General features: G+C 39.6%; 25 protein-coding genes and 1 pseudogene. 3 read left to right on the top strand and 23 right to left on the bottom strand.

Going from position 1 to position 24658, the window contains the following annotated elements:
• Positions 1-36 precede the first annotated feature (36 nt).
• From ACI48O_RS13945 to ACI48O_RS13935, 3 genes are read right to left on the bottom strand one after another with little or no spacing between them, the layout of a single operon-like run.
• On the bottom strand, positions 37-588 hold the full coding sequence (locus ACI48O_RS13945; RefSeq protein ID WP_435562425.1) for a GNAT family N-acetyltransferase: 552 nt from the start codon (positions 586-588) through the stop codon (positions 37-39).
• A gap of 26 nt (positions 589-614) precedes the next feature.
• Positions 615-1001: a YkvA family protein gene (locus tag ACI48O_RS13940; protein WP_435562424.1), complete on the bottom strand. Its 387-nt coding sequence runs from the start codon at positions 999-1001 to the stop codon at positions 615-617.
• 42 nt (positions 1002-1043) lie between these two features.
• Positions 1044-1262 (bottom strand): helix-hairpin-helix domain-containing protein, encoded by a 219-nt coding sequence (locus ACI48O_RS13935; protein WP_435562423.1) that lies wholly within the window; start codon positions 1260-1262, stop codon positions 1044-1046.
• 254 nt (positions 1263-1516) lie between these two features.
• Here ACI48O_RS13935 and ACI48O_RS13930 point away from each other — a divergent pair, with 254 nt between their 5' ends.
• The gene (locus tag ACI48O_RS13930) at positions 1517-2467 is read left to right on the top strand and encodes an HD-GYP domain-containing protein (RefSeq protein WP_435562422.1); all 951 of its coding nucleotides are present in this window, start codon (positions 1517-1519) and stop codon (positions 2465-2467) included.
• Between the two features lie 43 nt (positions 2468-2510).
• Here ACI48O_RS13930 and ACI48O_RS13925 read toward each other — a convergent pair whose 3' ends face one another.
• Positions 2511-3887, bottom strand: a complete 1377-nt coding sequence (locus tag ACI48O_RS13925) for a S8 family peptidase (protein ID WP_435562421.1) — start codon at positions 3885-3887, stop codon at positions 2511-2513.
• A 151-nt stretch (positions 3888-4038) separates the two neighbouring features.
• Here ACI48O_RS13925 and ACI48O_RS13920 point away from each other — a divergent pair, with 151 nt between their 5' ends.
• Positions 4039-4644 carry a nitroreductase family protein gene (locus tag ACI48O_RS13920; RefSeq protein ID WP_435562420.1) on the top strand — a complete coding sequence of 202 codons (606 nt, stop codon included), beginning with the start codon at positions 4039-4041 and terminating at the stop codon, positions 4642-4644.
• A 297-nt stretch (positions 4645-4941) separates the two neighbouring features.
• Here the strand turns inward: ACI48O_RS13920 and dacB are convergent, their stop codons facing one another.
• Positions 4942-6420, bottom strand: coding sequence for a D-alanyl-D-alanine carboxypeptidase/D-alanyl-D-alanine endopeptidase (dacB, locus tag ACI48O_RS13915; protein WP_435562419.1), 1479 nt, complete (start codon positions 6418-6420; stop codon positions 4942-4944).
• A 340-nt stretch (positions 6421-6760) separates the two neighbouring features.
• Between dacB and ACI48O_RS13910 the strand changes: the two genes are divergently transcribed.
• Complete coding sequence (locus ACI48O_RS13910) at positions 6761-7006, top strand: transcriptional regulator SplA domain-containing protein (protein ID WP_435562418.1); 246 nt, start codon at positions 6761-6763, stop codon at positions 7004-7006.
• Between the two features lie 88 nt (positions 7007-7094).
• On the opposite strand, the gene ACI48O_RS13905 is transcribed toward ACI48O_RS13910, so the two are convergent.
• The 18 genes and pseudogenes from ACI48O_RS13905 to ACI48O_RS13820 all read right to left on the bottom strand — a co-directional run bounded on the left by ACI48O_RS13905 (position 7095) and on the right by ACI48O_RS13820 (position 24614).
• Positions 7095-7853 (bottom strand): exodeoxyribonuclease III, encoded by a 759-nt coding sequence (locus tag ACI48O_RS13905; RefSeq protein ID WP_435562417.1) that lies wholly within the window; start codon positions 7851-7853, stop codon positions 7095-7097.
• 89 nt (positions 7854-7942) lie between these two features.
• On the bottom strand, positions 7943-9262 hold the full coding sequence (locus tag ACI48O_RS13900; RefSeq protein WP_435562416.1) for a sigma-54 interaction domain-containing protein: 1320 nt from the start codon (positions 9260-9262) through the stop codon (positions 7943-7945).
• Positions 9263-9441: 179 nt separating this feature from the next.
• Positions 9442-10824 carry a dihydrolipoyl dehydrogenase gene (gene lpdA / locus ACI48O_RS13895; RefSeq protein ID WP_435562415.1) on the bottom strand — a complete coding sequence of 461 codons (1383 nt, stop codon included), beginning with the start codon at positions 10822-10824 and terminating at the stop codon, positions 9442-9444.
• Positions 10825-10839: 15 nt separating this feature from the next.
• Positions 10840-12186: a dihydrolipoamide acetyltransferase family protein gene (locus ACI48O_RS13890; protein WP_435562414.1), complete on the bottom strand. Its 1347-nt coding sequence runs from the start codon at positions 12184-12186 to the stop codon at positions 10840-10842.
• Between the two features lie 17 nt (positions 12187-12203).
• On the bottom strand, positions 12204-13232 hold the full coding sequence (locus tag ACI48O_RS13885) for an alpha-ketoacid dehydrogenase subunit beta (protein WP_435562413.1): 1029 nt from the start codon (positions 13230-13232) through the stop codon (positions 12204-12206).
• A gap of 17 nt (positions 13233-13249) precedes the next feature.
• Positions 13250-14245 (bottom strand): thiamine pyrophosphate-dependent dehydrogenase E1 component subunit alpha, encoded by a 996-nt coding sequence (locus tag ACI48O_RS13880; protein WP_435562412.1) that lies wholly within the window; start codon positions 14243-14245, stop codon positions 13250-13252.
• 392 nt (positions 14246-14637) lie between these two features.
• On the bottom strand, positions 14638-14931 hold the full coding sequence (locus ACI48O_RS13875) for a DUF5661 family protein (protein WP_435562440.1): 294 nt from the start codon (positions 14929-14931) through the stop codon (positions 14638-14640).
• Positions 14932-14985: 54 nt separating this feature from the next.
• A pseudogene (locus ACI48O_RS13870) lies at positions 14986-15525 on the bottom strand (cupin domain-containing protein); the annotation flags it as partial.
• Positions 15526-15630: 105 nt separating this feature from the next.
• A complete protein-coding gene (locus ACI48O_RS13865) occupies positions 15631-16086 on the bottom strand; it encodes a hydrogenase maturation protease (RefSeq protein ID WP_435562411.1) in 456 nt (151 codons plus the stop codon).
• Positions 16086-17492 (bottom strand): nickel-dependent hydrogenase large subunit, encoded by a 1407-nt coding sequence (locus tag ACI48O_RS13860; protein WP_435562410.1) that lies wholly within the window; start codon positions 17490-17492, stop codon positions 16086-16088. The genes ACI48O_RS13865 and ACI48O_RS13860 overlap by 1 nt, the downstream gene beginning before the upstream one ends.
• Entirely contained in the window at positions 17485-18390 is a 906-nt protein-coding gene (locus ACI48O_RS13855; protein WP_435562409.1) for a hydrogenase small subunit, read from the bottom strand. The genes ACI48O_RS13860 and ACI48O_RS13855 overlap by 8 nt, the downstream gene beginning before the upstream one ends.
• Complete coding sequence (locus ACI48O_RS13850; RefSeq protein WP_435562408.1) at positions 18390-18917, bottom strand: cytochrome b5 domain-containing protein; 528 nt, start codon at positions 18915-18917, stop codon at positions 18390-18392. Before ACI48O_RS13850 ends, ACI48O_RS13855 begins: the two co-directional genes overlap by 1 nt.
• 56 nt (positions 18918-18973) lie before the next feature.
• A complete protein-coding gene (gene hypE, locus ACI48O_RS13845; protein ID WP_435562407.1) occupies positions 18974-19981 on the bottom strand; it encodes a hydrogenase expression/formation protein HypE in 1008 nt (335 codons plus the stop codon).
• 5 nt (positions 19982-19986) lie between these two features.
• Positions 19987-21093 (bottom strand): hydrogenase formation protein HypD, encoded by a 1107-nt coding sequence (hypD, locus tag ACI48O_RS13840; RefSeq protein ID WP_435562406.1) that lies wholly within the window; start codon positions 21091-21093, stop codon positions 19987-19989.
• Complete coding sequence (locus tag ACI48O_RS13835; RefSeq protein ID WP_435562405.1) at positions 21080-21301, bottom strand: HypC/HybG/HupF family hydrogenase formation chaperone; 222 nt, start codon at positions 21299-21301, stop codon at positions 21080-21082. The genes hypD and ACI48O_RS13835 overlap by 14 nt, the downstream gene beginning before the upstream one ends.
• A gap of 36 nt (positions 21302-21337) precedes the next feature.
• Complete coding sequence (hypF, locus tag ACI48O_RS13830) at positions 21338-23656, bottom strand: carbamoyltransferase HypF (RefSeq protein WP_435562404.1); 2319 nt, start codon at positions 23654-23656, stop codon at positions 21338-21340.
• Entirely contained in the window at positions 23608-24267 is a 660-nt protein-coding gene (gene hypB / locus ACI48O_RS13825) for a hydrogenase nickel incorporation protein HypB (protein WP_435562403.1), read from the bottom strand. The genes hypF and hypB overlap by 49 nt, the downstream gene beginning before the upstream one ends.
• Entirely contained in the window at positions 24264-24614 is a 351-nt protein-coding gene (locus tag ACI48O_RS13820) for a hydrogenase maturation nickel metallochaperone HypA/HybF (protein ID WP_435562402.1), read from the bottom strand. The genes hypB and ACI48O_RS13820 overlap by 4 nt, the downstream gene beginning before the upstream one ends.
• Positions 24615-24658: the final 44 nt, after the last annotated feature.

Genomic DNA, 24658 nt, shown 5'->3' with positions numbered 1-24658 from the left:
CTCGGATTGATTTAAACTCAAACTCCTCCACGGTAATTAAACAAAATTCGCCATTATGATTACATCGTGATAATTCTGTTGATCTATTCTAATTGCTTTCGTTTTTACTCCTTCTTGAATAAAACCAAATTTATGATACAAACTAATAGCCTCTTTATTTGCAGCAAAAACTTCAAGACTCACTTTTTCTATGATAGGATTTTGCTTAGCCCAATCTAACAGAACACTTAACAAAGCCTTTCCTACACCCTGATTCCGGTGTGTGTGAGCCACACTCATTCCAAACGATCCCTGGTGCATTGTCCGATATCTGTGGCCATTATGAAAATCTAGGTAACCTATTAATTTTCCATTTTGCTCAGCTGCTATTGCCAGCTTATTTTTATCATTATAGATTTTTTGTAGCCATTCCGTTTCTTGTTCGGGTGTAACCTTAAATTCCTCAGTGGTGGTAATTAAATAAAGAGCCTCTTTAAAGATCGCTTTATTAAATTCTAAAACTTTTCCAGCATCTGCAGGCAAAATGGTTCTAATAACAAATGAATCGCCGCTTTTTGTCATAAAATTCCTGGCTCGTATACTTCCCATCGCAATCTCCCTTTTATAGATACATATTAGTTTGTAAATAAAGGGTAAAGGCTAATGAAAGCCCAACTGATTAAAAAAATCCAGAACATCATTATTAACGTACCGGCCAGCCAATTTTTTGGCTTACCGCTTTTCATCAACTCTTCTGCTCTCACTTCACACTCTGCTAAAACAGTTTTTGGGATCATTTTTAGGGCCATCATTATCCCTAATGGCAACAAAATTACATCATCCAAATAACCAAGAATCGGTATAAAATCAGGGATTAAATCAATAGGGCTAAATGCATAAGCAACGACACAAGCACTGAAAACCTTGGCATACCAAGGCACTCTCTCATCTTTATATGCCAAGAAAAGAATAAATATTTGTCGTTTTAAATTCCGTGCCCATAACTTTATTTTCTTTAACATGTAAAGCTCCTTAACTATAATAATGATGTTTTTCTTTTCAAATTAATTATTACTACCAAAGGTAAGGCCTTTTTCCATGAGCGCTTGGCTTAGTTGTTTAATTGCTTTAGGTCCCATTCCATGCAGCTTTAGGATCTCGGCTTCACTCACTTTGGTAAGCTGTTCAAGTGTAAAATACCCTGCACCTTCTAGAGCCCGACGAGCAGGCTTAGCTAATTCCTTAGGAAAGTCACTTCCCTGTAAATTTTCATGTTTTGTCATCCTGCTTCTCCTTTAGATTAAGAAATTGGGTTATATTCTTCAAATTCCATTTAAGCTCATTCACAATATATTTTTCACCTTAATTTGTTACGAAATCTTTACTTCGAAATCTCATTAAACTGTTATGTGACTAAAATCGTTTTCACAAATTTGTAACAATGTTAAAATAATAAAAGCCTACCTGTTTACTGTAATTGTAGATATCCTTACTTATTTACCTTTGTACATTACGAACAATCGGAGGTAGTATGTTTATGCTGGCAAGATTATTACATCATCCTGTACTCTTTCGATACGGCTTTTTTATTCTTATGATTTTTAGTATAACTGTAAACGGCTTTGTGTTTGAAAATGAAAATAATTTTTATATCCTCTATATTATAGCCTCATTTTTTTTGGGTATCGGATTTTATGGAAAATCTAATTGGATTATAAGTTTTCTAACGATAATTTTGGTTTTATGCAGATTTTTCCTAATTCCTGACCCATCCTCAAATAATTTCATAACCTTTTTTACTTATTTGGTAACCTATTTTATCTTAACATTTATATCCGTTGGATTAATGAGGAATGTCCAGAAAGTTAAAGAAGAACAACTAGCTTTAACAATAGCCCTTTCAAAGGCATTAGACTCCAGAGATACTTATACTTCACATCATTCTGAAAATACAGCTAGGTATGCAGTAGATATTGCACAAAAGATGAAGTTGTCAAAGGAAACATGTAATTTTATTCGAATCGGCGCTTTGTTACACGATATAGGAAAAATTGGTATACCTAAACAAATTTTAAATAAGCCAGGTAAATTATCCAATGAGGAATACGATTTAATCAAGACACATCCTTCAATTGGGTATGAAATGATAAAGCACGTTACAAATTTTAAGGAAAATGGAATTTTAGATATCGTTTTATATCATCACGAAAGATACGACGGGAAAGGATATCCTAAAGGATTAAAAGGAAACGAGATACCTTTGGTTGCCCGAATCGTTGCGGTAGCGGATGCGTTTGATGCAATGACAACAAAACGTGTTTATAGAAATGAACATTCTATTGAATATGTTCTACTCGAGATTCTGAATAATAAAGGGACACAATTCGACCCTGAAATTGTTGATGTTTTTCTAAGTCAGTTTAAGGAACAAGGCGTTATGAATACGGATACTAAATATCACTTAGCCATGAAAAGCAAAAATGCTTGAGAAATTCAATCTCAAGCATTTTCATATTAATCCCAATTACTTTCTACTTTCTCTCAGCATTCTCCAACGCTTTCCTAACATCTATTAACCCACGGCCAAACTCTATATCGTTTCCTTTCGTTCCTAAGTCATAAGCTGTTCGCTTAATAATATTCATTACTTGTTTATTGCTAAGATCAGGATTGACCGAGCGGATTAATCCTGCAAGACCTGCAACATGTGGGGATGCCATTGAAGTCCCGGAAAGAGCTGCATATTGCTGATTAAAATACGTACTCGGAATTTGAACCCCTGGTGCTGCCACATCAACATAATCACCATAATTGGAAAAAGAAGCCCTTTGTCCGTTATAATCGATGGCTGACACAGCCAAAACCTCGCGATAACTGGCTGGATAGCTTGATTGACTGGAATTATCATTACCGGCAGCTGAAACGAGAACAACATCCCTATCATAGGCGTATTTCACAGCTTGCTCCATCAGCGCCGAAGGCTGATAGTTCCCCAAGCTTAAATTAATAACATCTGCACCGTGATCCACCGCCCAAACGATTCCCTTCGCGATATCAAAGGTTGTCCCGTATCCCTTTGCCTCCATCGCTTTGACAGGCATAATTTTGTTAAACCAAGTGATTCCCGCTACCCCTTCCTCATTATTAGTCTCTGAGGCAATAATTCCAGCGACATGTGTTCCATGCCCATTATCATCATCTGGGTAATCATTATTTTCGATGACGTTATATCCTTTTATTAAACGATTCTTGAGATCAGGATGATTCAAATCAACCCCTGTATCCACAACGGCAATGATGACATCTTCAAGGCCGCGGCTCACATCCCAACCTACCTCTGTGCGGATTACTGGTAAATTCCATTGATATTGCTCTTGATATAGAAGATCATTTGGACCTATTTCATTTTGTAAATACAGATAATTTGGTTCAGCAAAATCTACATTTTCTAATCCATTAAAATAATTAATTAATTCCTTCGTGGACATTGTTTTGGATCTAAAAACAATGGTGGTGTCCAATTTTCTTATGATGCTCCCATTAATTTCTTTGATGATCCCATCTAGCTGTGGGTCGGTGGGATGTTGTTTAAATTTAACGGTTGCTTCATTTTTGTTATAATGGCTTTCATTTTTTTTATTATGTTTTATTAAAGTTACAGATGGATCTTGACGTAAATGCCCCTTAATCGTTTCGCCCATTGCAATGCTATTTACTCGCATCACATGAGGCCCTTCCTGTCGATTCTGAAGCTTTGTTGTATCATAAAGGAATCGGCTGCCCGGATTATTTTCGGTTTGTTGAATGCTGTTTCTTTCTGAGTTTCTGACCCAATTAACGGAAATCCCAGTAATAAGAATAATGGCGATAGCACCAGCCACAATAAGATATCTAAACCTTTTTCCCATAAAGACCACTCCTATTATAATGATCATTATTATCTTCTTTAACTTCATGAAGAAATAACCAAGGAAATTAATGGGGAGTGCACATTTTTGGTAAACATTTTGAATTTATCTTAAAATAAAGATAAATTTACGATTCAAGGAGATGTAGAAAATGACAAATACTACTTTACAACCTAACGTTGCAAAGTTCAGACAACCTACATATGAAATTGACCCAGTTTATTTAAACCGTTGGTCGCCAAGATCATTTTTAGAAAAAGAAGTGCCCGAAAAGGATCTGCTTAGCCTTTTTGAGGCAGCAAGATGGGCTCCTTCCGGATATAATCTTCAGCCATGGAAATTTATTATCGCTCGTGACCAAAAGAGCCGTGAAAAGTTTTATCCATTTATCTATGAAAATAACCTAAAATGGTGTGAAAAAGCTCCCGTTCTCGTTATGATTATTTCAAAAACCACAAGTGAAAATGGCTTAAACCAGTCTCACACTTTTGATACTGGTGCTGCTTGGGGCTTCTTAGCTTTGGAGGCAACAAGAAAAGGCCTTATCACTCATCCCATGATCGGGTTTGATTATGACAAGGCTCGCACATCGTTAAATATACCGGAAGATTACGCAATCCAAGCATTGGTTGCGATCGGCTACCAAGGGGAAAAAGAAGCCTTGCCAGAACCATTCCAGGAAAGAGAGCAGCCTAACAGCCGTGTTCCGCTTACAGATTTATTGTTCAACGGTGAATTTGGGGAACCGGTAAAATAGAATATTACTAGGGTGACTCAAAAGGTCGAATAATTCGGCCTGAGTTGCCTTTTTTTATTTTTCATCCAGTTTTCAAAGCAGAGTTGATTGGAGCGGAAGGCGCTTGACTCCTGCGGGAGCAGCGGGACAGGTGAGACCCCGCAGGAGCGTAAGCGACGAGGAGGCTCACCGCCCGCCCCGCGGAAAGCAAGCGCCTGGAGCGGAAATCAACCTCCAATTTTTACAGCGCATTTTATTAAACACAAAGAGAGTGCCCAAAAGTTTATACTATTGGGACACTCTCTGTTATTGGAATGCTTATTTTTCCCCCATCATTATTGAAACAATTTGATCTTCCACAGCTTTCCCTTTGGACTCATCCATCAAATTGTTTAACAGTATTGAGAAGATTAACGTTTCTCCACTATTAGTCTTTATATAACCTGAGAGTGAGCTGACAGTTGAGATGGTCCCTGTTTTCGCTCTTATTTTTCCAGCAAGCGAAGGTGCATTCATTCGCTTCCTTAACGTTCCACCTCCGTTTTTCGTTGTATCCCCAGAAACGGGCAACGAATGTAGAAAGGCTGGAAACCATTTTTCTTTTTGAATAACAAAAAGGAGTTTCGAAATTTCATTGGCAGGCACTAAATCCGCATGAGATATTCCCGATCCGTCTCGTAACACGACAGTATCGCTATTTAATCCAAATACTTGCAGCTCTTCCTCTAGTACTTCAAGACCTTTCTCCCAGCTCCCCTCTCCTTTAACGACCTTCCCCATTTCCTTAATCAATATTTCGGCATGACCATTATTACTTAATTTCATAAACGGGACCATCAACTCTGATAATGACATGGATTGATGCGTATATAAAAGTTGCGCATGTTCAGGGGTTTTCCCAGTTTTTAAAGACCCGCTTTTCCATTTAACACCGTTCTTCTTGAGTGATTGTTTGAATAAGTCCAATGCGAAGCGGGTCGGTTCCCAAACTCCCAACCATTCACGTTCCAATCCTGAATCCACTGGAATGGTGCCTTTTACAGTCACTGTATTCGCGCCGTGCTCCCGCTCAAAGTTTATTTCCTTTTTCCCATCCTGGGATACCGTTTCAACCTGATTGACCAGCTTAATATAATTGGAACGAGGCTTTAGCTTGATTCTCCCGGGAGCCCCTATTTTCTGGCCAGGCTCCACTTCCGCGATTACCGTGCCTGCATCATAATCTTTATTGGGCGAAGCCGTTAACGCAGAAATTTGTGCTCCATAGTAAGTTTGTTCATCACTCCAAGGTAGATCAAGCGAATACCGGACATTGTCATACCATGTATCATCACCAATAATGTCTCCTTTTATTGTGTTAATTCCGGCTTTGCGAATTTGTTTAGCCATGTTATCAAAATCCGCTTTCAATAAAGTGGGATCGCCTTTTCCCTTTAAATAAAGGTTTCCTTTTAAGATTCCTTTTTTCACTGACCCCTCTTTAAAAACTTCTGTCTTGAATCGATAACCCTGTCCAAGAACGGAAAGTGCTGCTGCACCCGTTAACAGTTTTAGATTAGAAGCAGGCTTTAAACGAACGTCGCCATTTTGTTGGTAGAGGATTTCACCCGTCCGTGCTGAGCGAAGACTAATACCGGCAATTGCTCCTTTTAAATCAGGATGCTGCAGCAACAATTGATCCATTTGAGCATATATTCTGCTTCCAGGCTGAGCTGAGACCTCATTTAAAGAAGAACCAGTACCAACAACTAATATGAGAAAAGTTATTATTAATTTTCTTCGAAAAAGATCGACCATCGTCCTTCCTTCCATTCATCCTTTTAATTTAATGAACCATGTTGATTTGGGGCACTCAGTTGATTGGAGCGGAAGGTGCGAGACTCCTGCGGGAGAAGGTGTCACGGGAGACCCCACAGGCACTATGCGCCGAGGAGGCTCCCGGACTCCCCCGCGGAAAGGGAGCACCTGGAGCAGAAATCAACATCCTAATGTAACAGAGCCTTTATTAATAAAATAATATTTTTTCCTTTATTGAAAAAAAACATGCACTCAACAGACTGGGACATTACAAAAATTGTGAATGAATCGAGGACGATAACGCACACTAGAAAAAAACAAAGAAAAGGATGAAGCGCTAATGGATATGATTGATCCAAAAAACGCAAAGGCTGGCGATGAAGTGTTTGTACTTTACCATAACCCACATACACCATCCGTGGTGAATATCAAACCAGCCGAAATCGTTCAACATCCACATGACCCTAACAAACTTGCATTATTTCTTAATGAATCCTTCCATTTGATTGAAGAAGATGATGCATTATATTCATCTGAAAGCGCCGCAGAACAAGCATTTTCCGAGCTTTATCGTGATTTGTTTTGATAAAAACGTTCTTCCACCGTCAAACCTAATTTTTTACAACAAAAACAAAAAGGCGATTCACATCAAATCGCCTTCAACCTACAAAGTACTATTTCAAATCAATCTCCAATACTACAGGACAATGATCACTTCCCAAAATATCGGAGTGAACTTGGGCATCAACCACTTGACCTTGCAACCGCTCAGAAACGAGAAAATAGTCAATACGCCAACCAATATTTCTCTCTCGAACCTTGTTCATATAAGACCACCAAGTATACACATCAACCACATCCGGATTTAGGTAGCGGTACGTATCGATAAATCCTGCTTTCAACAGTTCGCTCATCTTAGTCCGTTCTTCAGGGGTAAAGCCTGAATTTTTTATGTTTGATTTCGGGTTTTTTAAATCTATTTCCTGGTGAGCTACATTCATGTCGCCGCACAAGATGACGGGTTTAGTGGAATCTAATTCTAAAAGATATTCCTTGAGACAGTCCTCCCAGGTCAATCGATAATCAAGTCGTGCCAAGTCACGTTGGGAATTGGGAGTGTATATATTTACAAGATAAAAATCATCATATTCGAGCGTGATGGTTCTACCTTCCGAATCATAGTCAGCGATGCCAATCCCATATTTAACCGAAAGCGGTTCTTTTTTTGAAAAAACGGCAGTCCCAGAATAACCTTTTTTCACGGCAGAATTCCAATATTGGAAATAATTTTCTAACTCTAAATTAATTTGTCCTTCCTGGCATTTCGTTTCCTGGATGCAAAATATATCTGCATCACTTGCCAAAAAATAATCAATAAATCCTTTGCTAACACAAGCTCTTATCCCGTTAACATTCCAGGAAACCAGTTTCATACATCCATCTTCCCCTTGTTGTCTATTCTAGAAAAATCTTATTTTCACATTCTACCTTTTTTTAAAGATATTGTCGCTTTAAAAAACTGCTATAGTTTATATTTTCGAATTCTTTTATAGAAAGTACTTCTCGGTACACCCATTATTTTTGCGGCTAGTTTTACATTCCCCTTTGCATTTTGGATTGCCGCGATCATCATTTCTTTAATAATCGTATCTCTTGTATTTAATTTTTCCGCTTCTGATTCTTTACTATTACTAGCAGGAACAATCGAATCCGAACCATGCATCTCTAGTCTGTCATCACCATTCATTCTTTGATAGACTTCAAAAAGATCCATTTCTTGCCCCTGGGAGAAAATATAAAGACGTTCTAATAGATTAAATAATTCACGCACGTTACCCGGCCAATCATAAGATTGCAGATTCATTAAGAAAGGCTGGGACAGAAAAACATTCCATTCCTTGCGCTTACAAAAGTGACTCGCTAAAAACGGGATATCCTCTTTTCTTTTTCGCAATGGTGGAACATGAATTGGATAAACAAAAATCCGATAGAATAAATCCTCTCGAAAAAGCCCCCGGCGAACGAGTTCAGGTAAATCTTTATGTGTTGCAGCTAAGATTCGAATATCAAGGGTCTTTTCCTTTGTACTTCCCAGCGGAGTTACCTTCCGATCCTGCAAGACCCTTAATAATGAAACCTGCATTGCCGGAGTTAATTCGCTTACTTCATCAAGAAAAATTGTCCCTTTATGAGCCTGCTCAAATTTCCCTTTGTAACCACTGCGTCGTGCTCCGGTGAAAGCTCCGTCAAGGTAACCAAATAACTCGCTTCCCATTAGATCACGAGGTATAGCGCCACAGTTTACGGCAATGAATGGACCATCTTTTCTTGAGCTGCTTTCGTGGATCGATCTTGCTATGATTTCCTTCCCTGTACCTGTTTCCCCAGTAATGAAAACCGTCGCATCAGTCGGGGCAACCCGCTGAATATCTAATAATGTTTTTTGAAAAATAGTGCTTATACCTGGCTCTCCCAGAAAACGGAAGCTCGTATGCTGTGTTTGATGTAATGGAGACTCGTCAGCAGGAATGGGCTCAAGGAAGAGAGTGAATCCAATCAGTCTTCCATTGTGTGGGGAATTCACGGGTATTTCCATCTGGATATATTGACCGTGTTCACTTATATTTGCAATACTCATCGATGACCATTCTGGAATACTTGTTTGAATAGCTGAGCTTGCATTTATGATCTTTTTTACTAGATTTACAACAATTACATTTTTGTTTTTATTAACAAGTGCGTTCGTTTGCTGCCGTAATACTGTATCAACTTGAAACTCAAGGTCCTTCAATCCATCGCTGACAAAGTGATCCCATGTTGATAACGAAAGTGACTGGGCCACTTGCTTCATCTCCCTTTCGAAAAAGTTAAGACATAAGCAACAGTTCGAAATGTAATAGTCTATGTAAACAGCGGAAACTAGTTAAACTATTATTCTATCTTTATTTTAATGCAACATTTTATTGAGCACAAACGCAAAAAGCCCCCGAACATGGTTCAGGGACTTTTTTACTAGATTTTCTAATTTAAAATATGGAGCGGATGTCCAATTACTTGTAACAGTGCTTCGTTCAGAGCTTCTGATAAGGTAGGGTGAGCCGCCATAGTAAATTCAAAAAAGTCAGCAGTCAATTCAGCTTCTAGCATAAGGGTACCTTGACCAATGAGTTCTGTGGCATGAGGCCCCACAATCGTCATTCCAATAATCTCATGATATTCTGGTTCAATAAGCACTTTTACCTTTCCATGTTGTTCATTCAATATGGAAGCTTTACCGTTCGCGCTAAACGGGAACTCTCCAATTCGGATTTCACCGTACCGTTTCTGGGCTTGGACTTCTGTTAAGCCCATCGATGCCATTTCAGGGAAAGTATAAATACAGCGCGGAATGGCCCTGTACTTCACCTTAACGTCGTGCCCGCATGCATGAAGGGCGGCAACAGTACCTTCATGAAACGCTACATGAGCAAGCTGGAGACTGGCGACGATATCTCCACACGCATAAATGTGCGGAAGATTCGTTTGCAAATGTTCATTTACCGGTATTCCTTTTTCAGAATAAATAACGCCAATATCCTCTAAAGATAGCTCGTTAACGCGAGGCTTTCTACCGATTGCAACAATGACAATTTCCGGATACGTCGTGAATTGCTTACCATTACATTCGATGGTTGCTTTCGTTTCCTTTTCATTTAAATCGACTTTGGACGATGTATAAACAGTAACCCCATCATTTTCTAATTCATGCCGCAGTAACGCAACCATGTCTGGGTCTTCTCCTGGTAATAGCTGATCAGCCATTTCGACGATGGTTACTTTTGTGCCCAGCCTTGAGTAGATGCTGGCAAATTCACAGCCTATCACCCCGCCGCCGACAATCAGCATCGTAATAGGAATGGTCGGTAAGCTTAAAGCATGGGAACTATTCAATAACCATTTTCCATCAAAAGGATGGGACGGGAGCTCGATTGGAGTGGACCCGGTGGCAATAATAACTTGTTCGGCAACAACTAATTCCAGTTCGCCACCATCTACAACCCGAATAAGATTTGGTGTAATAAAGGATGCTTTTCCATGATGCAAATGGATTTGATTTTTTTCAATTAAATATTGTACGCCTTCAGAAAGATTTTTAATGACATTACGTTTATACTCCTGGGCTTTTTCCCAATTGATTTGAACCGAATTGGATGCTACCTCTATGCCAAAATGTTCGGCTTTTTGAATGGACTTAAACGTGTCAGCTGTTTTAAGCAACGCTTTGGTTGGGATGCAGCCCTCGTTTAAGCATATTCCTCCCAATTCTTTTTCTTCTATTAAAATAACATTTTTTCCATTTTGGGCAGCTTTTATGGCGGCTACATAACCTGCAGGTCCTCCTCCAATCACGGCAATGGTTTCCATACCCTCATCTCCAATCTATAAAAGAAGTGATAATGGTTGTTCTAAATATTCTTTCACAGAATGAAGGAACGCTGCAGCAGGAGCACCATCTATAACTCGATGATCGAATGTTAAACTGAGCGGTAACAGACTCCGGCGTTTCAATTCTTCGCCTACAAATATTGGTTCATCTTTTATTGACCCTATTCCAAGAATACCCGTTTCCGGCGGATTGAGAATAGGGGTGAAGTATTCGACACCGGAAGTACCGAGATTTGTAATCGAAAAGGTTGACCCTTGCATTTCATCACTTTTTAATTCACCTTTACGTGCACGCAGAGATAAATTTTTAAGAGCCTTTGAAATAAGTTTGATCGAACTTTGTTCCGCATTTCGGATTACCGGTACGACCAAGCCATTATCCAACGCCACGGCGATACCAAGATGAACATGGTTTTGCATATGAATTGCGTTTTCAATCATCGCACAATTCATCTCTTTATGCTTTTGCAGTGATAAAACAACCGCTCTAGCAATAAAATCTGTAATGGTAAGCTTTTCCTCAAATAAGTTTTGTTCTGTTGGTAACAATTTGTTTTGAAGTTCTTTTAACTCTGTCACGTCAACCTTTGAAAATAGCGTTAATTGAGCAGAGTTTTGAATGCTGTTTAGCATTCTGGATGCGATTACTTTACGCATTCCAGTAACAGGTACGACCTTTTCTTTATTATTTAAATCAAATTCAAGAGATGCTTCTTGCATCGGTTCATGCATTGGCGGTTCAGCTTCAAATTTTGGTAATGTTAATGGTATGTCTGGACTTGGCAATTCTTTTTGCCATTGTTTATTTATTGGCGCATCGACTTCCGTTTTTCTTTCTTGCTGAACTTCCACTGGAGTCCCATATCTTAATGTTCTCTCGACATCTTCTTTTGTTATTCTTCCACCAGGTCCTGTACCAAGTATTGTATGAACATCCATTCCTGCAGCTGCTGCCATCTTTCTGGCAACAGGCGAGATCTTAACAGAGGTATTCCGGTTCATTACCACCCCTCCGCCGTAATTAGATTGCTTAGATGTGGCTGACGCTTCTTCATTGTTTAATTGGTCTGGCTTTAAAGAAGGAGGATCGTTAAGCTTCTCACTGTGTTCACCAATATAACAAATTACGGTTCCTGGTGGGACCTCATAATTTTCTTCCACTTCAATTTTGAGAATCTCACCATCATCCGGCGCTTCGAGATCCATTTCTATTTTTTCAGAATGGATACTTGCAATCACTTCCCCCTTTGCAATGGGGTCACCAGCATGCTTGTACCACGCTGAAACTACCCCTTCTTTCATGGCCATTCCAAGCTTGGGCATAACCACTTCCTTAACCATTGCAAGACCCCCTTTTATTATGATAGAACTGGCTCTCCCACCATTTCAAAAACTGCTCTTACGACATCATCAGGACTTGGAAGATACATATCCTCCAATACTGGTGAAAATGGAACCGGTGTATGCGGAGCGGTCACCCGCTTAATTGGTGCATCTAAAAAATCAAATCCTTTATCGGCTACGAGCGCTGCAATATCGGTTGCCACATTACAACGAGGATTTGCCTCGTCGATAATAATCAGTTTGTTTGTTTTTTCAACAGATGAGAGAATTGCCTCTTCATCTAGTGGTGAAATGCTGCGTGGGTCAACTACTTCCGCCTCAATACCTCTTTGTGAAAGAAGCTCGGCAGCTGCCAGAGCAGTATGAACTTGTTTTCCGATCGCAACGATGGTTAAATCGGAGCCTTCCCGCTTAACTTCTGCTTTTCCTAAAGGTAATGTATAGTAAGTTTCTGGTACATCCCCAGTTAGGTTATATAAGGTCTTATCCTCAAAAAAGATAACCGGATCATCATCTTCGATTGCCGCGAGAAGAAGACCCTTTGCATCATAAGGGCATGAAGGCACAACGACCTTCAATCCTGGAATGCTCGCAAACATGGCATATAAGCTTTGAGAGTGTTGCGCTGCCGCACGATTACCGGCACCATGCATGGTTCTGATGGTGATTGGAACCTTGGCCTTTCCACCAAACATATAGCGAAATTTAGCACCCTGATTCATTACTTGATCCAAACAGCTTCCGATAAAATCGTTAAACATCAGCTCAGCAATTGGGCGCAACCCTGTGGTTGCTGCAGCCATTGCCGCACCAATAAATCCAGCTTCTGTAATCGGAGTGTCAAGAACACGTTCACGGCCAAATTCTTGGACAAGACCTTTTGATACCCCCATTACTCCACCCCAAGCTTCATCGTCTCTTAGATGGGAAAGGGTTGCACCACCTGCTACATCTTCACCCATAAGAATTACATTTTCATCCTTTTGCATGGCAAGCTTCATCGCTTCATTAATGGCATAAGAAAAGCTAATTTTTCTTTCCATCATAGGTCCTCCTCGATTTAATATGAGACGTACACGTCTGTAAATAAGTCTCGGGCTTCAGGATAAGGGCTCTTTTCTGCAAAAACAACAGCATTTTCGACGGCTTCTCGAACACGTTCTTCTAATGCTCTGATTCCTTCTTCACTCATTAACTCGTTATCTAGGAGGTATTTTTTAAATCTTAGGATGGCATCATTTTCTTTTAGATGCATTTTTCGTTCTTGTTCGGTTTTATATTTTTGGGCATCTCCTTCAAAGTGACCATAATTTCTGTAAGTAACGCATTCTATTAAAGTAGGACCTTCGCCACGTCTTGCTCTTTCAATTGCTTCCCGGGCAGCGTTGTACACAGCAACTACATCTTTACCATCCACTCTTATCCCTGGGATGTTGTAGGAGATCGCTCTGTCTGCGATTGTTTTACAGCTTGCTGCATAGGTGACTGGAGTTGCTTCGGCAAAGCCGTTATTTTCTGCTACAAATATGACAGGGAGTTTCCAGATCGCCGCTAAATTAAGACCCTCATGGAAGGTACCTTGGTTGTTGGCTCCATCACCAAAGAAACAAGCGACGACATCTTTCGTATTTTTGTATTTTGCAGTTAACGCAGCACCACATGCTAGCGGGAAACCACCGCCAACAATCCCGTTTGCCCCAAGCATCCCTTTGTCTAAATCAGCAATATGCATGGAGCCTCCCTTTCCTTTACAAAGTCCGGTAATTTTCCCATAAATTTCGGCCATCATGCCATTTAAATCACAGCCTTTTGCAATGCAGTGACCATGACCGCGGTGGGTGCTGGTAATCATATCGCTATCAAATAAATGTGCACAAACTCCTACTGCCACTGCTTCTTCCCCAGCATATAAATGGACAAATCCCGGAAGTTTGCCTTCGGAAAAAATTTCATGAACCCTGTCCTCAAACATACGAATTTCAAGCATTTTTCGAAACATCCATTCGGCTGTTTCCATTGTAAAATGTGGTTTCTTTACCAATACCGTTTTCACCATTAAATCCTCCTTACAGTAGATTTGGATTTTGATGAGGGAGCTGGTTGAAACACAATCTACTTATTTTATATGCAATTTGTGTACCAAGTTTTTGAGGTTGCTTTACCGGGATTTTTATTAGGAAAAGTAAACAAAAGTGGACACTTGTCTCGAAGTGTCCACTTTTGTTTACTTTAGCGAAAAATACCACAGTATCAAGGACTGTGGTAGATGAAAATTTTATACTTTCTTATCTTTTAAAAACACACACATTGCTGAGTGCTCCTTTCCTTCTTAATGATTTTTGTTATTTAATCAATTAAGGTGGAAATAATAAATTGCAATCTTTCTCAAACTAAAGCTCCTTTAGTACGAAAAAGTCCTTTAAACAAATAAAAGACAAGTGTGGTGTATTATTTTTTCCAATACGCTTTTGCTTCTTCCTCAAGCACTTTCAACCTTTTATAATAATCAGGAAATTCGTTGAGATGAGCCAATGCAATTTTTCCGGTAATGATAGGTTCATCCGCAGTAACATTTGTCAGATTGTATTTTCTTCCATGTTCAAGTTCTGTATTTACTCCCATCCAAAACTCATTTAAATCAAATTTACTCTTGGTAAAATCAATGCCTAAAAGTAACGCTATTGCTGCTGCTTCCTCTTTAGAAAAGCTAGTTTTAGAGGTGTTTGAATTAGTTGTATTCATATTTCTCGCTCTAAACATATTTGAATTTTTTGTAGTTTTTTTTTTGTCATAGCGATGATTATAGGCTTCTTCCGCAGCTACTGCATCTGATTTGGTAACATGAACAGTACCAAATGGATGGTTAGGAGGAGCATATATCGAGTAAAGTTTTAGCGGAATATTACCTGTATTGGTTAGATTATGCCATGTTCCAGCAGGGATCATAATGGCAAAATCGTCATAGACACTATGTTCAAAGTCCAAATTATCTTTACGCTTGCCCATTTGAACTATCCCCTGTCCTTGTTCAATACGTAAGAATTGATCAACGTCAGGATGCATTTCCAAACCGATATCTTCACCAACATTGAGACTCATTAAAGTAACTTGCAAACGATCCCCTGTCCATAAAGCGGTACGATAGGTTTTGTTTTGCTTAGTAGCCTCATTGATATTAACTACAAATGGGTCTAGTCCATAATCTTTAAAACCACTTTGGATAGTGCCATTAGGAATATTTCTATAAACAGGCTGTCTTTCATAGTTATACAATGGTGCATTAACATAATAATGATATTGATTTTGATATGGATACATACTAGGGACATTGTACATTTTTTTCATTCCCTTCACAGATATACAAAAACATCATATGAGTATGCTTTAGGGAATGTTCTTCTACTTAAATTAATTTATAATCTGAAGATCTATATAACACACTCAATTCTTTGCAATCAACCTATCGATGGTCTGTGATACATCATGTAGAATCGCTGTCCATTTTTCCCTTAATGTTTCGCTTAATCCAATATGGAACCTTATCTCACGTGGCTCCACTCCTATAAGATAACCCTTTATTGATTCTTTCTGTTGGTACAATGATTGAAACAAGTGAAAGTTATGCGCCGATATGTTTAAGGTTTGATATTCATGTAAATTGGAAAGTGGATAAACGGTAAGGTCTCCTGGGTTGTTCCCTGAAAATACTGCATCCACAATGATGACAAATGTAGCTTTCATTATTTGATCCATGCAGTAATCAATATCTGATTCTCCAATCAAAAAAGATACATGAGATATACGGTTCAGCTTGGATAGTTGCTCAATTAGATAAATTCCAATTCCATCATCCATCATTAATCGATTGCCAATACCCAAAACGATTATGTTTTCCATTAAAACACCTTGATCGTTTTCACATCACTACCTGGTCTATATACATGAGTCGCACATGACATACACGGGTCAAAGGAACGCAGAATTCTGCCAATCTCTGCAGGTTTATCGGGATTCTGAATAGGCGTACCGACTAATGCTTCTTCTGCAGTACCTCTATAACCATTATCATCCCTGGTTGAAAAATCCCATGTGGACGGAGTAATGATTTGATAGAAAGAAATTTTCTTATCTCGAATTTTTAGCCAATGGCCTAGTGCCCCTCTCGTTGTATCCACTAACCCCCTTCCAGATGCTGATTCTGGAAGTTCATATTTTTTTTGCACATCTATTCCGGGAATAATTTGCTTAAGTAATATTTTCATAATTTCTGTGATTCTCTTTGCTTCAAGTGCTCTGGCAATCGTTCGATCCATAGCAGAGATTCCGTTGTTATACTCTCCACTTAATATTAATCTTGCCAGCGGTCCGACCTCGAAAGGGAGGCCCTTGTATCTTGGAGCCTTCACCCATGAATAGGCTTTTTCTTTGTCCATATCGGGCTCTGTCACTTGTTCATTTGGTTGATTGCTGTGCGTTATTGATTTGAAATAGGAGTAATCTATATTTTCTTGAATTTTACTTTCATCAAATGCTTCAACAGATTCCATTGCGGATACAAGTGGATCCACATAGAGTGTACCTAACTCCTTATAATGGTTAAAAGCACCGTAGGTTAAAAGGTTGCCATACCCTCCGCCTATGCGAAAATAGTCCTCATAGAAGCGCGCAATGTCATATACATCTGGTATCATTTTTTCGTTAATAAATCTGGAAATTTCCCCTAAAATAGAATCGATATGAACGACTTTCTCGGCTGTTGCCTGTGTTGTGATCCCTCCAATAAAAACCCCATGATTATGGGGAGCTTTACCGCCTAAAACGGCTAACATCTCGTGAGCAAGACGACTGAACTTGAGGGAATCAAAATAATGCTGTGAAATCCGGTCATTAATGTTTTTGGGTAATCGAAAATCGTCATGGTCGGACTGGAAAAGAGTGTTTTGGTCCATCCTTACATAGTCAGGAACAGTATATTGATAAAAATGGCGGATATGATTTTGTAAAAACTCACAACAATGGATGATATCTCGTAAATATTTTCCTTGTTCCATTGGTTCAATGTTTAAAGCATCTTCTAAAGCAAGGGATGAAGCCATTGAGTGGGCTGCAGAGCAAATGCCGCATATTCGCTGAGTAAAATAAACGGCATCGAACGGACTTCTTCCTACTAACATTTGCTCAAAGCCACGAAATAAATTTCCTTTTGTTTTGACATCAATGACTTGATTATGGTCAATAATCACATCAATTTCCATAAAACCGCTAATTCGTGTCAACGGATTAATCACGATTCTCTTACTCATTCTTCACCACCCTTGTCGTGTCATAGCTAATGAACGGCGCCATGGCATCTGGAAACCCAAACTGAGCACAGCCAATGCATGGCGTATTATCTCCTATCGGCCAATTCACATGACCATTCCATTGCCTTGTTGGACAATCCACTCTCGTGACTGGGCCCCGGCATCCGAGCTTAAACAAACAGGTTTTATCCCCTAATTTTTCAGCAAAAATCCCTCGGTCAAAAAACGGTCTTCTTGGACAACGGTCATGGATAAGCGTACTATAAAACATTAAAGGCCGGTCTAAGTTGTCTGTTTCCGGCTCCCCATATAATAAAAGATGCGCTAATGTCCCTAAAAACCAATCTGGATGAACAGGACATCCGGGAAGTTTAATCATGTTTTTGTCAGGCAGGACCTGTTGCAGCCCCACAGATTGGGATGGATTGGGTTTTGCTGCTGACACCCCGCCATGTGTGGCACAAGCCCCCACTGCTAAAATATGTGAAGCCTTTTCCCCGAGCATCTTAGCTGCTTGAAGACCTGTAAGAGGCTTTCCTTGCCAGCTGCCGATAATATTGTATAAACCATTGTTTTTTAACGCCACAGCTCCTTCAACTGCTAAAATATACTCTTCATCCATCGCCTTTATTAGTTTCTCGATGGCCCGCTCTCCTTCAGCCGCCATTAAACTATTGCAAAACTTGAGATCAACCATTGAATTTAACGAGTATTCAAAGTCGGGATTCTGTCCGTTTAACAAGGAAATGATATTACCGGAACAACCATTTAATTCTAAGTAAATGAGGGTTTTTTTCTTGATAATTCTCTTTTTGAGGCTCTCTAGTGCTGTACTTGTTAACCTTTCCGCAATAGCTTCATTTGTTAACGACTCTGGCGGCAAAATTTGTCCTTCCATTAAACCAACCTCCCTACAACGGGTAGTGTAGCTAAGATCGATTGTTGCCCAGCATGACAAGAAGCAAATTCCTGCGTATAATCTTTGCCTGCATTTAAGCCAAAGTGGGTAGCCGCAGCCCAAGCCCGATTGTTCGTCACATCATAAACAATTCCATTGACTGCAACATAAGCAGGCCTCCCATTTTTCCCAGTAAATGTGGCTAATTCTCCAATTGTAAACGTTCGTTGATTAGACTGTGATATAGGTGGAGTGGGTGAAGGAGTAATGGGAGGAATTTGTGACTGATTTAAAGCCCCTGAAGGAACTGGAATAGATGGTTGTGAAGGTAAAATATTATAACCAGGCTTCGCTTGATTTGCCAGCCATTCACTAAGAAAATGAATAGTTGATAGTGCATCCCATAACCGTTGAAGAATATGCGGCTTCATGGAAGTGTCACTTAATGAAGATAACGTATAAATATCATGACGTGCTTGTGTCACAAGATAATTTATTTGCATTCTAATCATTTCGATGTTTTGCATGATGTTCTCCCCTTTAGGCGGTTTCCCCCTATCCTATGCTTTCATATCAAAATGATTTAACAAATTCTAGGCAAAAGCTGACCAGACAGGCGATTAAGTCTTCTTGTTGTACCAACAGCTGTTTTTAAAAGTAGCTTTCCGGATTGAACATGACAAGTAGTAATTTGTCCAATGACACTTGCATCCCTTCCCATCTCATGATTCTTCAAGATATCAAGTACCTTTTGTTGATCATTTGCATCCACGATGATCACTACTTTCCCTTCATTTGCTAGATAAAGAGGATCATAACCTAAAATATCACATGCACCTTGAACATCCCTGCGTGCGGGAATAGAAGCTTCATCTATTTCCATTGTAAAATGAAAGTCTTCACATAGTTCTACTAGTGTTGTGGCTACTCCACCCCTTGTTGGGTCCCGCATGATCCGAATTCCTTTGATTTCTTCCAAGAGTTCATGAATCAGGTGGTTTAATGATGCACAATCACTCCTAACATCTGTGAATAACCCAAGCTCCTGGCGAGCACTCAGGATAGCGACCCCGTGATCCCCAATTGTACCGCTGATAATGACGGAATCTCCTTCTTGAACACTTACAGGTTTCAATACATGCTGTTCATGGATCACACCGATTCCTGTCGTATTAATAAATAGGCCATCCACACTCCCCTTTTCGACTACTTTAGTATCACCGGCAATGATGTTCACCCCGGCTCTTTCTGTTTCCTCTGCCATACTGTTGACAATTTCTTTTAGACTTTTTATTGGAAACCCTTCTTCGATGATGAATCCAGCTGTTATAAAGTGAGGAATAGCACCACTTACAGCTAAATCATTCACCGTTCCAGTTATCGCCAGTTTCCCGATATTTCCGCCTGGAAAGAAAATAGGTTTTACCACATAGCTATCTGTGGTGACAGCGATTTTTTGTGCAGAAATAGCAAGAACTGCAGAATCAAACTTTGTTTGCACTGAATGTCCAAATGACTGAATAAAGAGATCCTGTATGAGCTGGTGCGTTAATTCTCCGCCTTCTCCATGAGCTAGACTAATTCGCTGCACTCAAGTTACACCTCCCTCATGAATTGATAATGTGCCGCACAGGTTCCTTCTGTTGATACCATACAAGGACCAATCGGGTGAGCGGATGTACAACCTTTCCCAAACAGCACGCAATCTTCTGGTGTAATTAAACCTCGAACAATTTCACCACAGCGGCATTTGGTTACCCTTGGCTCTCCTATCAAAATGTTAAACTTCTTTTTTGCATCGTATTGTGCATACAGTTCTTTCAGTACCAACCCACTTTTAGGAATCGTCCCTATCCCTCTCCATGTTTCGTCATCACTTTCTAAATATTCTACTAGTAAACTTTGAGCAACGACATTTCCTTCATCTTTTACAACATATGTATAATCATTGATGATTTTAACCTTTTTTTCCAGCTGAAGATGTAGTAGCTTATAGATACCGCTGAGTAATTGAACGGGTTCAAAACCAGTAATGACACCCGAAATAGCAAATTCATCCGCTAAATATTTGTAGCTCTGTTTTCCTAAAACAACCGAAACATGGCCAGGCAAAAGTAACCCATCAAGCTTTACTTCTCCTGAACTAAGAAGTGCTCTTAAAACAGGCTCCACCAATTTGGTTGTCATCCATATCGAATAATTAGTTAAATCCTTTCCTGCTGCCTCGCGAACAGCAAGAGCGAGAATGGGAATGGTTGTTTCAAAGCCAATTCCTAAAAAAATGACTTCCTTTTCAGGATTTTCCTCTGCTATCTTCACACTATCTAATGGAGAGTATACGACTCTGATGTCCTTTCCATCTGTTTTCGCTTTCATTAAGGTAGACTTAGAACCAGGGACACGCATCATATCGCCAAATGTACAAAGAATGGTGTTAGGCTCTTCTGATAATTGAATCATCGCATCGATAGACTTTTGATCTGTGACACAAACAGGACATCCCGGCCCGGCAATCAACTGGACATAATCTTTCAATCTCGCTTTTATTCCTGTTTTGGCTAATGCCATCGTATGTGAACCACATACCTCCATGAATACCGGAATTCTGCCTTTTTCTTCTTTAAATCTCTTACCTAAATGTATAACCGCTTCTACTGACTCACGAGTTAAGACCGGGTCTGAAAACAGGTCAATGCTTGCCATCCAGCACATTCCTCCATTCCTCTATACTCTCTTTGGCATATTCCTCGTCTACTATAGTCATCGCCTGCCCTGCATGGAGTAAAACATAATCGTCGATCCTAACATCTGGAACAAAAAAGATCCCTGCATACATCCTCGAACCCATCACATCTACTAGAGCTCTATGCCCTTCTATTTCAATGACTTTAGCCGGTACTCCTAAGCACAAATCAATTCACACCACCTTCATTTTCTTTTATCATCTTTACAAATGATGAGCAGCAATGATGATTTGTCCCAATGACAAGCCTCCATCGTGACATGGAATATGTCTATGTGTAAAGACGGTAAATCCTTCTTTTAGAAGACCTTTCTGGATCTCTCTGGCAAGAAAAATATTTTGGAAGGATCCTCCTGACAGTACAACTCTTCTATTTAATTCAGGTCTGTTTTCCACTAGTTTTAAAACCATCTGTACACAGCAAGACACCAATGTGCTATGAAACTTCTGAATGATGGCAGGAATGGATTGTTGTTGAAATTTATCTTGAATGATTTGAACAATCATAGGAGATAAGTCAAGTTGAAGTTGGTTTGGAGAGTGTGTGATGAAATGATAGGAATAGTTCTCCCCTGTACTTTCAAGTTCGGCTCTATTCATATAATCCGATAATTTGATCGTTGCCTCGCCTTCATACGTCGAAATCGAACAAATACCGAGAATGGCACTAACGGCATCAAATAAGCGGCCGCACGTTCCGGCCATAGGCGTATTGACCTGATGGACTATCATTTGTTCCATAATGTTTATTTCTTTTAATCTCTCAGGAAAAAGTTTCATACATAACTCTTTTCCCTCTTGCGGCCAGTAATAAAGCAGCATCCCAACTGCATTTCTCCACGGTTCTTTCACGGCTTTTTCTCCACCTGGAAGAGGAGTGTATTTCAGATGAGCCAGTCGTTCAAAAGATTTCGCATCTCCATATAGAAATTCAAACCCCCAAATATTTCCGTCTTCGCCGTATCCCGTACCATCCAATATAATTCCTAAACAAGGTTCGTTCAGACCGTTATCTTCCATACAAGATACATGGTGTGCATGGTGGTGCTGAACCGATATGATTTTACGACTGAGTTTTTTGGCAATCGAAGTGGATGCATAAAGTGGGTGCTTGTCGACAGCCACATTCCCTTCTTTAACGTCTAAAAATTCTTTAAAATGATGGAGTTGTTCTTCAAAGGAAGCAATCATTTCTTCGTTTTCTAAATCACCTACATGAGGGCTCATGACAATAGTATTCTGTTTTCCAACGGAGAATGTATTCTTTTGGTTTCCTCCCAATGCAATAATATGATCCACAGTGGAGGTTGTCTTGAGCGGCCCTGGAACAAATCCTCTCGCACGGCGAACAAATATCGTTTTTTCTCCATCATATTGAACAACCGAATCATCAATGGGGAAGTCGATTTTACGGTTATGGGTTAAGATGTAATCACAAATGTTTTCTAAATCCTTTACATGATCGTCACGGTATAAAATGGGCAGACCGGAAGGATTCGCACTCGTCATGACGATGCATTCCAACTTATGATTTTCAAATATAAGATGATGTAAGGGAGTATAAGGAAGCATCACTCCAATAGTCGATAAACCTGGAGAAATATTTGGCGGCAATACGCCCTTTCTTTTTCTTTGTAAAATAACAATCGGCATTTCGGAGCTCGTTAAGAGGTGTTCTTCCTGGCTGGAAATAAAACAAAGATTTCTTGCAGCTGCTAAAGACTTGACCATAATAGCCAACGGTTTCTGCGGTCGTTTTTTTCGATGTCTTAATTGTTCAACAGCCTTCTGTTGATAGGCATCACAAGCTAAATGAAAGCCGCCTATTCCTTTAATGGCCACAATCTTTCCTTGTTTAATCAAATCAATCGCTTGCGTGATGGCTGATTGATTTTCACCCAAAGATTTCCCAGCTTGGTTATAAAGCGTAAGCGTTGGTCCACAATCTGAACAACAAACAGGCTGCGCATGGTGCCGCCGATTGCATGGATCTTCATACTCCTCTAGGCAATCATGGCACATAGCAAATTCCTTCATGGTCGTATTGGAACGATCATATGGAAGACGATTGATAATCGTATAGCGCGGCCCGCATTGAGTGCAATTAATGAATGGATATCGAAATCGTCGATTATGGAGGTCGTTCATTTCTTCCAAGCAATAATTGCAAATCGCCGCATCACTAGGGATCCAGGGAATAGATTTTCCGTTTTCCCGACTGGGAATAATCGTAAATTCTTTATAATGGCTGAGTGGAATGTGCTGGATATTGAGCTCATTAATCTTGGCCAATTTAGGATGATTCCTTTTGATGTCGTCCACCATTTTCTCTAATTGATTTTCCTCTCCTTCAGCCAAAATAATGACCCCATCAAGATTATTTTGGACGGTTCCATTGAGGTGATATCTTTTTGAAAGAGAGTAGATAAATGGCCGAAACCCAACTCCCTGTACCCTTCCATTTACGATGACTTTTATCGCTTTGTACATTGATGGTAAGCATCCTTTAACCAATTGATCCATTCTTCCAGCCCTTCACCCGTTTTTGCGGATAATGCTTTCAATTGCGCTTGCGGGTTAATTTCGTTTAAGTTTCTGATCGCTTCTTCTAAATTAAAAGATACATAAGGAAGGAGGTCGATTTTATTAATGATAGTTACATCTGTACGTCTAAACATGACAGGATATTTCGGAATTTTATCATTTCCTTCAGGGACACTTAAAACGACCACTTTATACTCTTGTCCCAAATCATAACCAGATGGGCAAACCAGGTTCCCGATGTTTTCAATAAAGAGAAAATCAATAGAGTCTAGTTCAAATTCTGGCAATGTTTTCGCAATCATCCTTGCATCAAGGTGACATCCGCCTACCGTATTAATTTGTACACTTTCGACTCCCAGTGAACGCAATCTTTCTGCATCGAGATCCGTTGCTAAATCACCTTCAATCACAGCGATACGAAACTCATTCCTTAAGGCTTTAATCGTTTCTTCCAGTAAACTCGTTTTACCTGCTCCTGGAGAACTCATTATGTTAATGACAAGAGTATGATTCTTTTTAAATGCTTCTCTATTGAATGCTGCAGCCAAGTTCTGGTCTTTTAACACCTCTTCTTGCAGCTTAATTTTCATATTTCATCACACCCTTCATAGGATTCAACCCTAAAGGTTTCACCAGAAATGATTAAACAATTTGGCAGCCCGCACTTTGGACATAGAGCCAATCTATAATCGGGGATAGATTCAAACAAACACGTTTGGCATTTTGCTTTCGCTGCTTCACAAATAATCTCTAATTCCGTATTTTCATCAAGAATGCCTAATCCTTGTTTTCGAAAATGGAAAAATGCCAACTCCAGAGCATCAGGCAGTACATTCGATAAATCACCAACAATCACATCAATTTTATTTACTTTGCGAAAACCATGTAATCTAGCATCCTCGGAAACAATTTTAATAATCTCCAACATCAATGACATCTCATGCATCCTTAACACACCTTCTGTTATTATCTCTCATAATG

The sequence above is a fragment of the Neobacillus terrisolis genome (assembly GCF_051233475.1).
In the GTDB taxonomy this organism is placed as follows: Bacteria; Bacillota; Bacilli; order Bacillales; family Cytobacillaceae; genus Bacillus_BU.
This window is presented reverse-complemented; position numbering and strand designations above follow the sequence as displayed.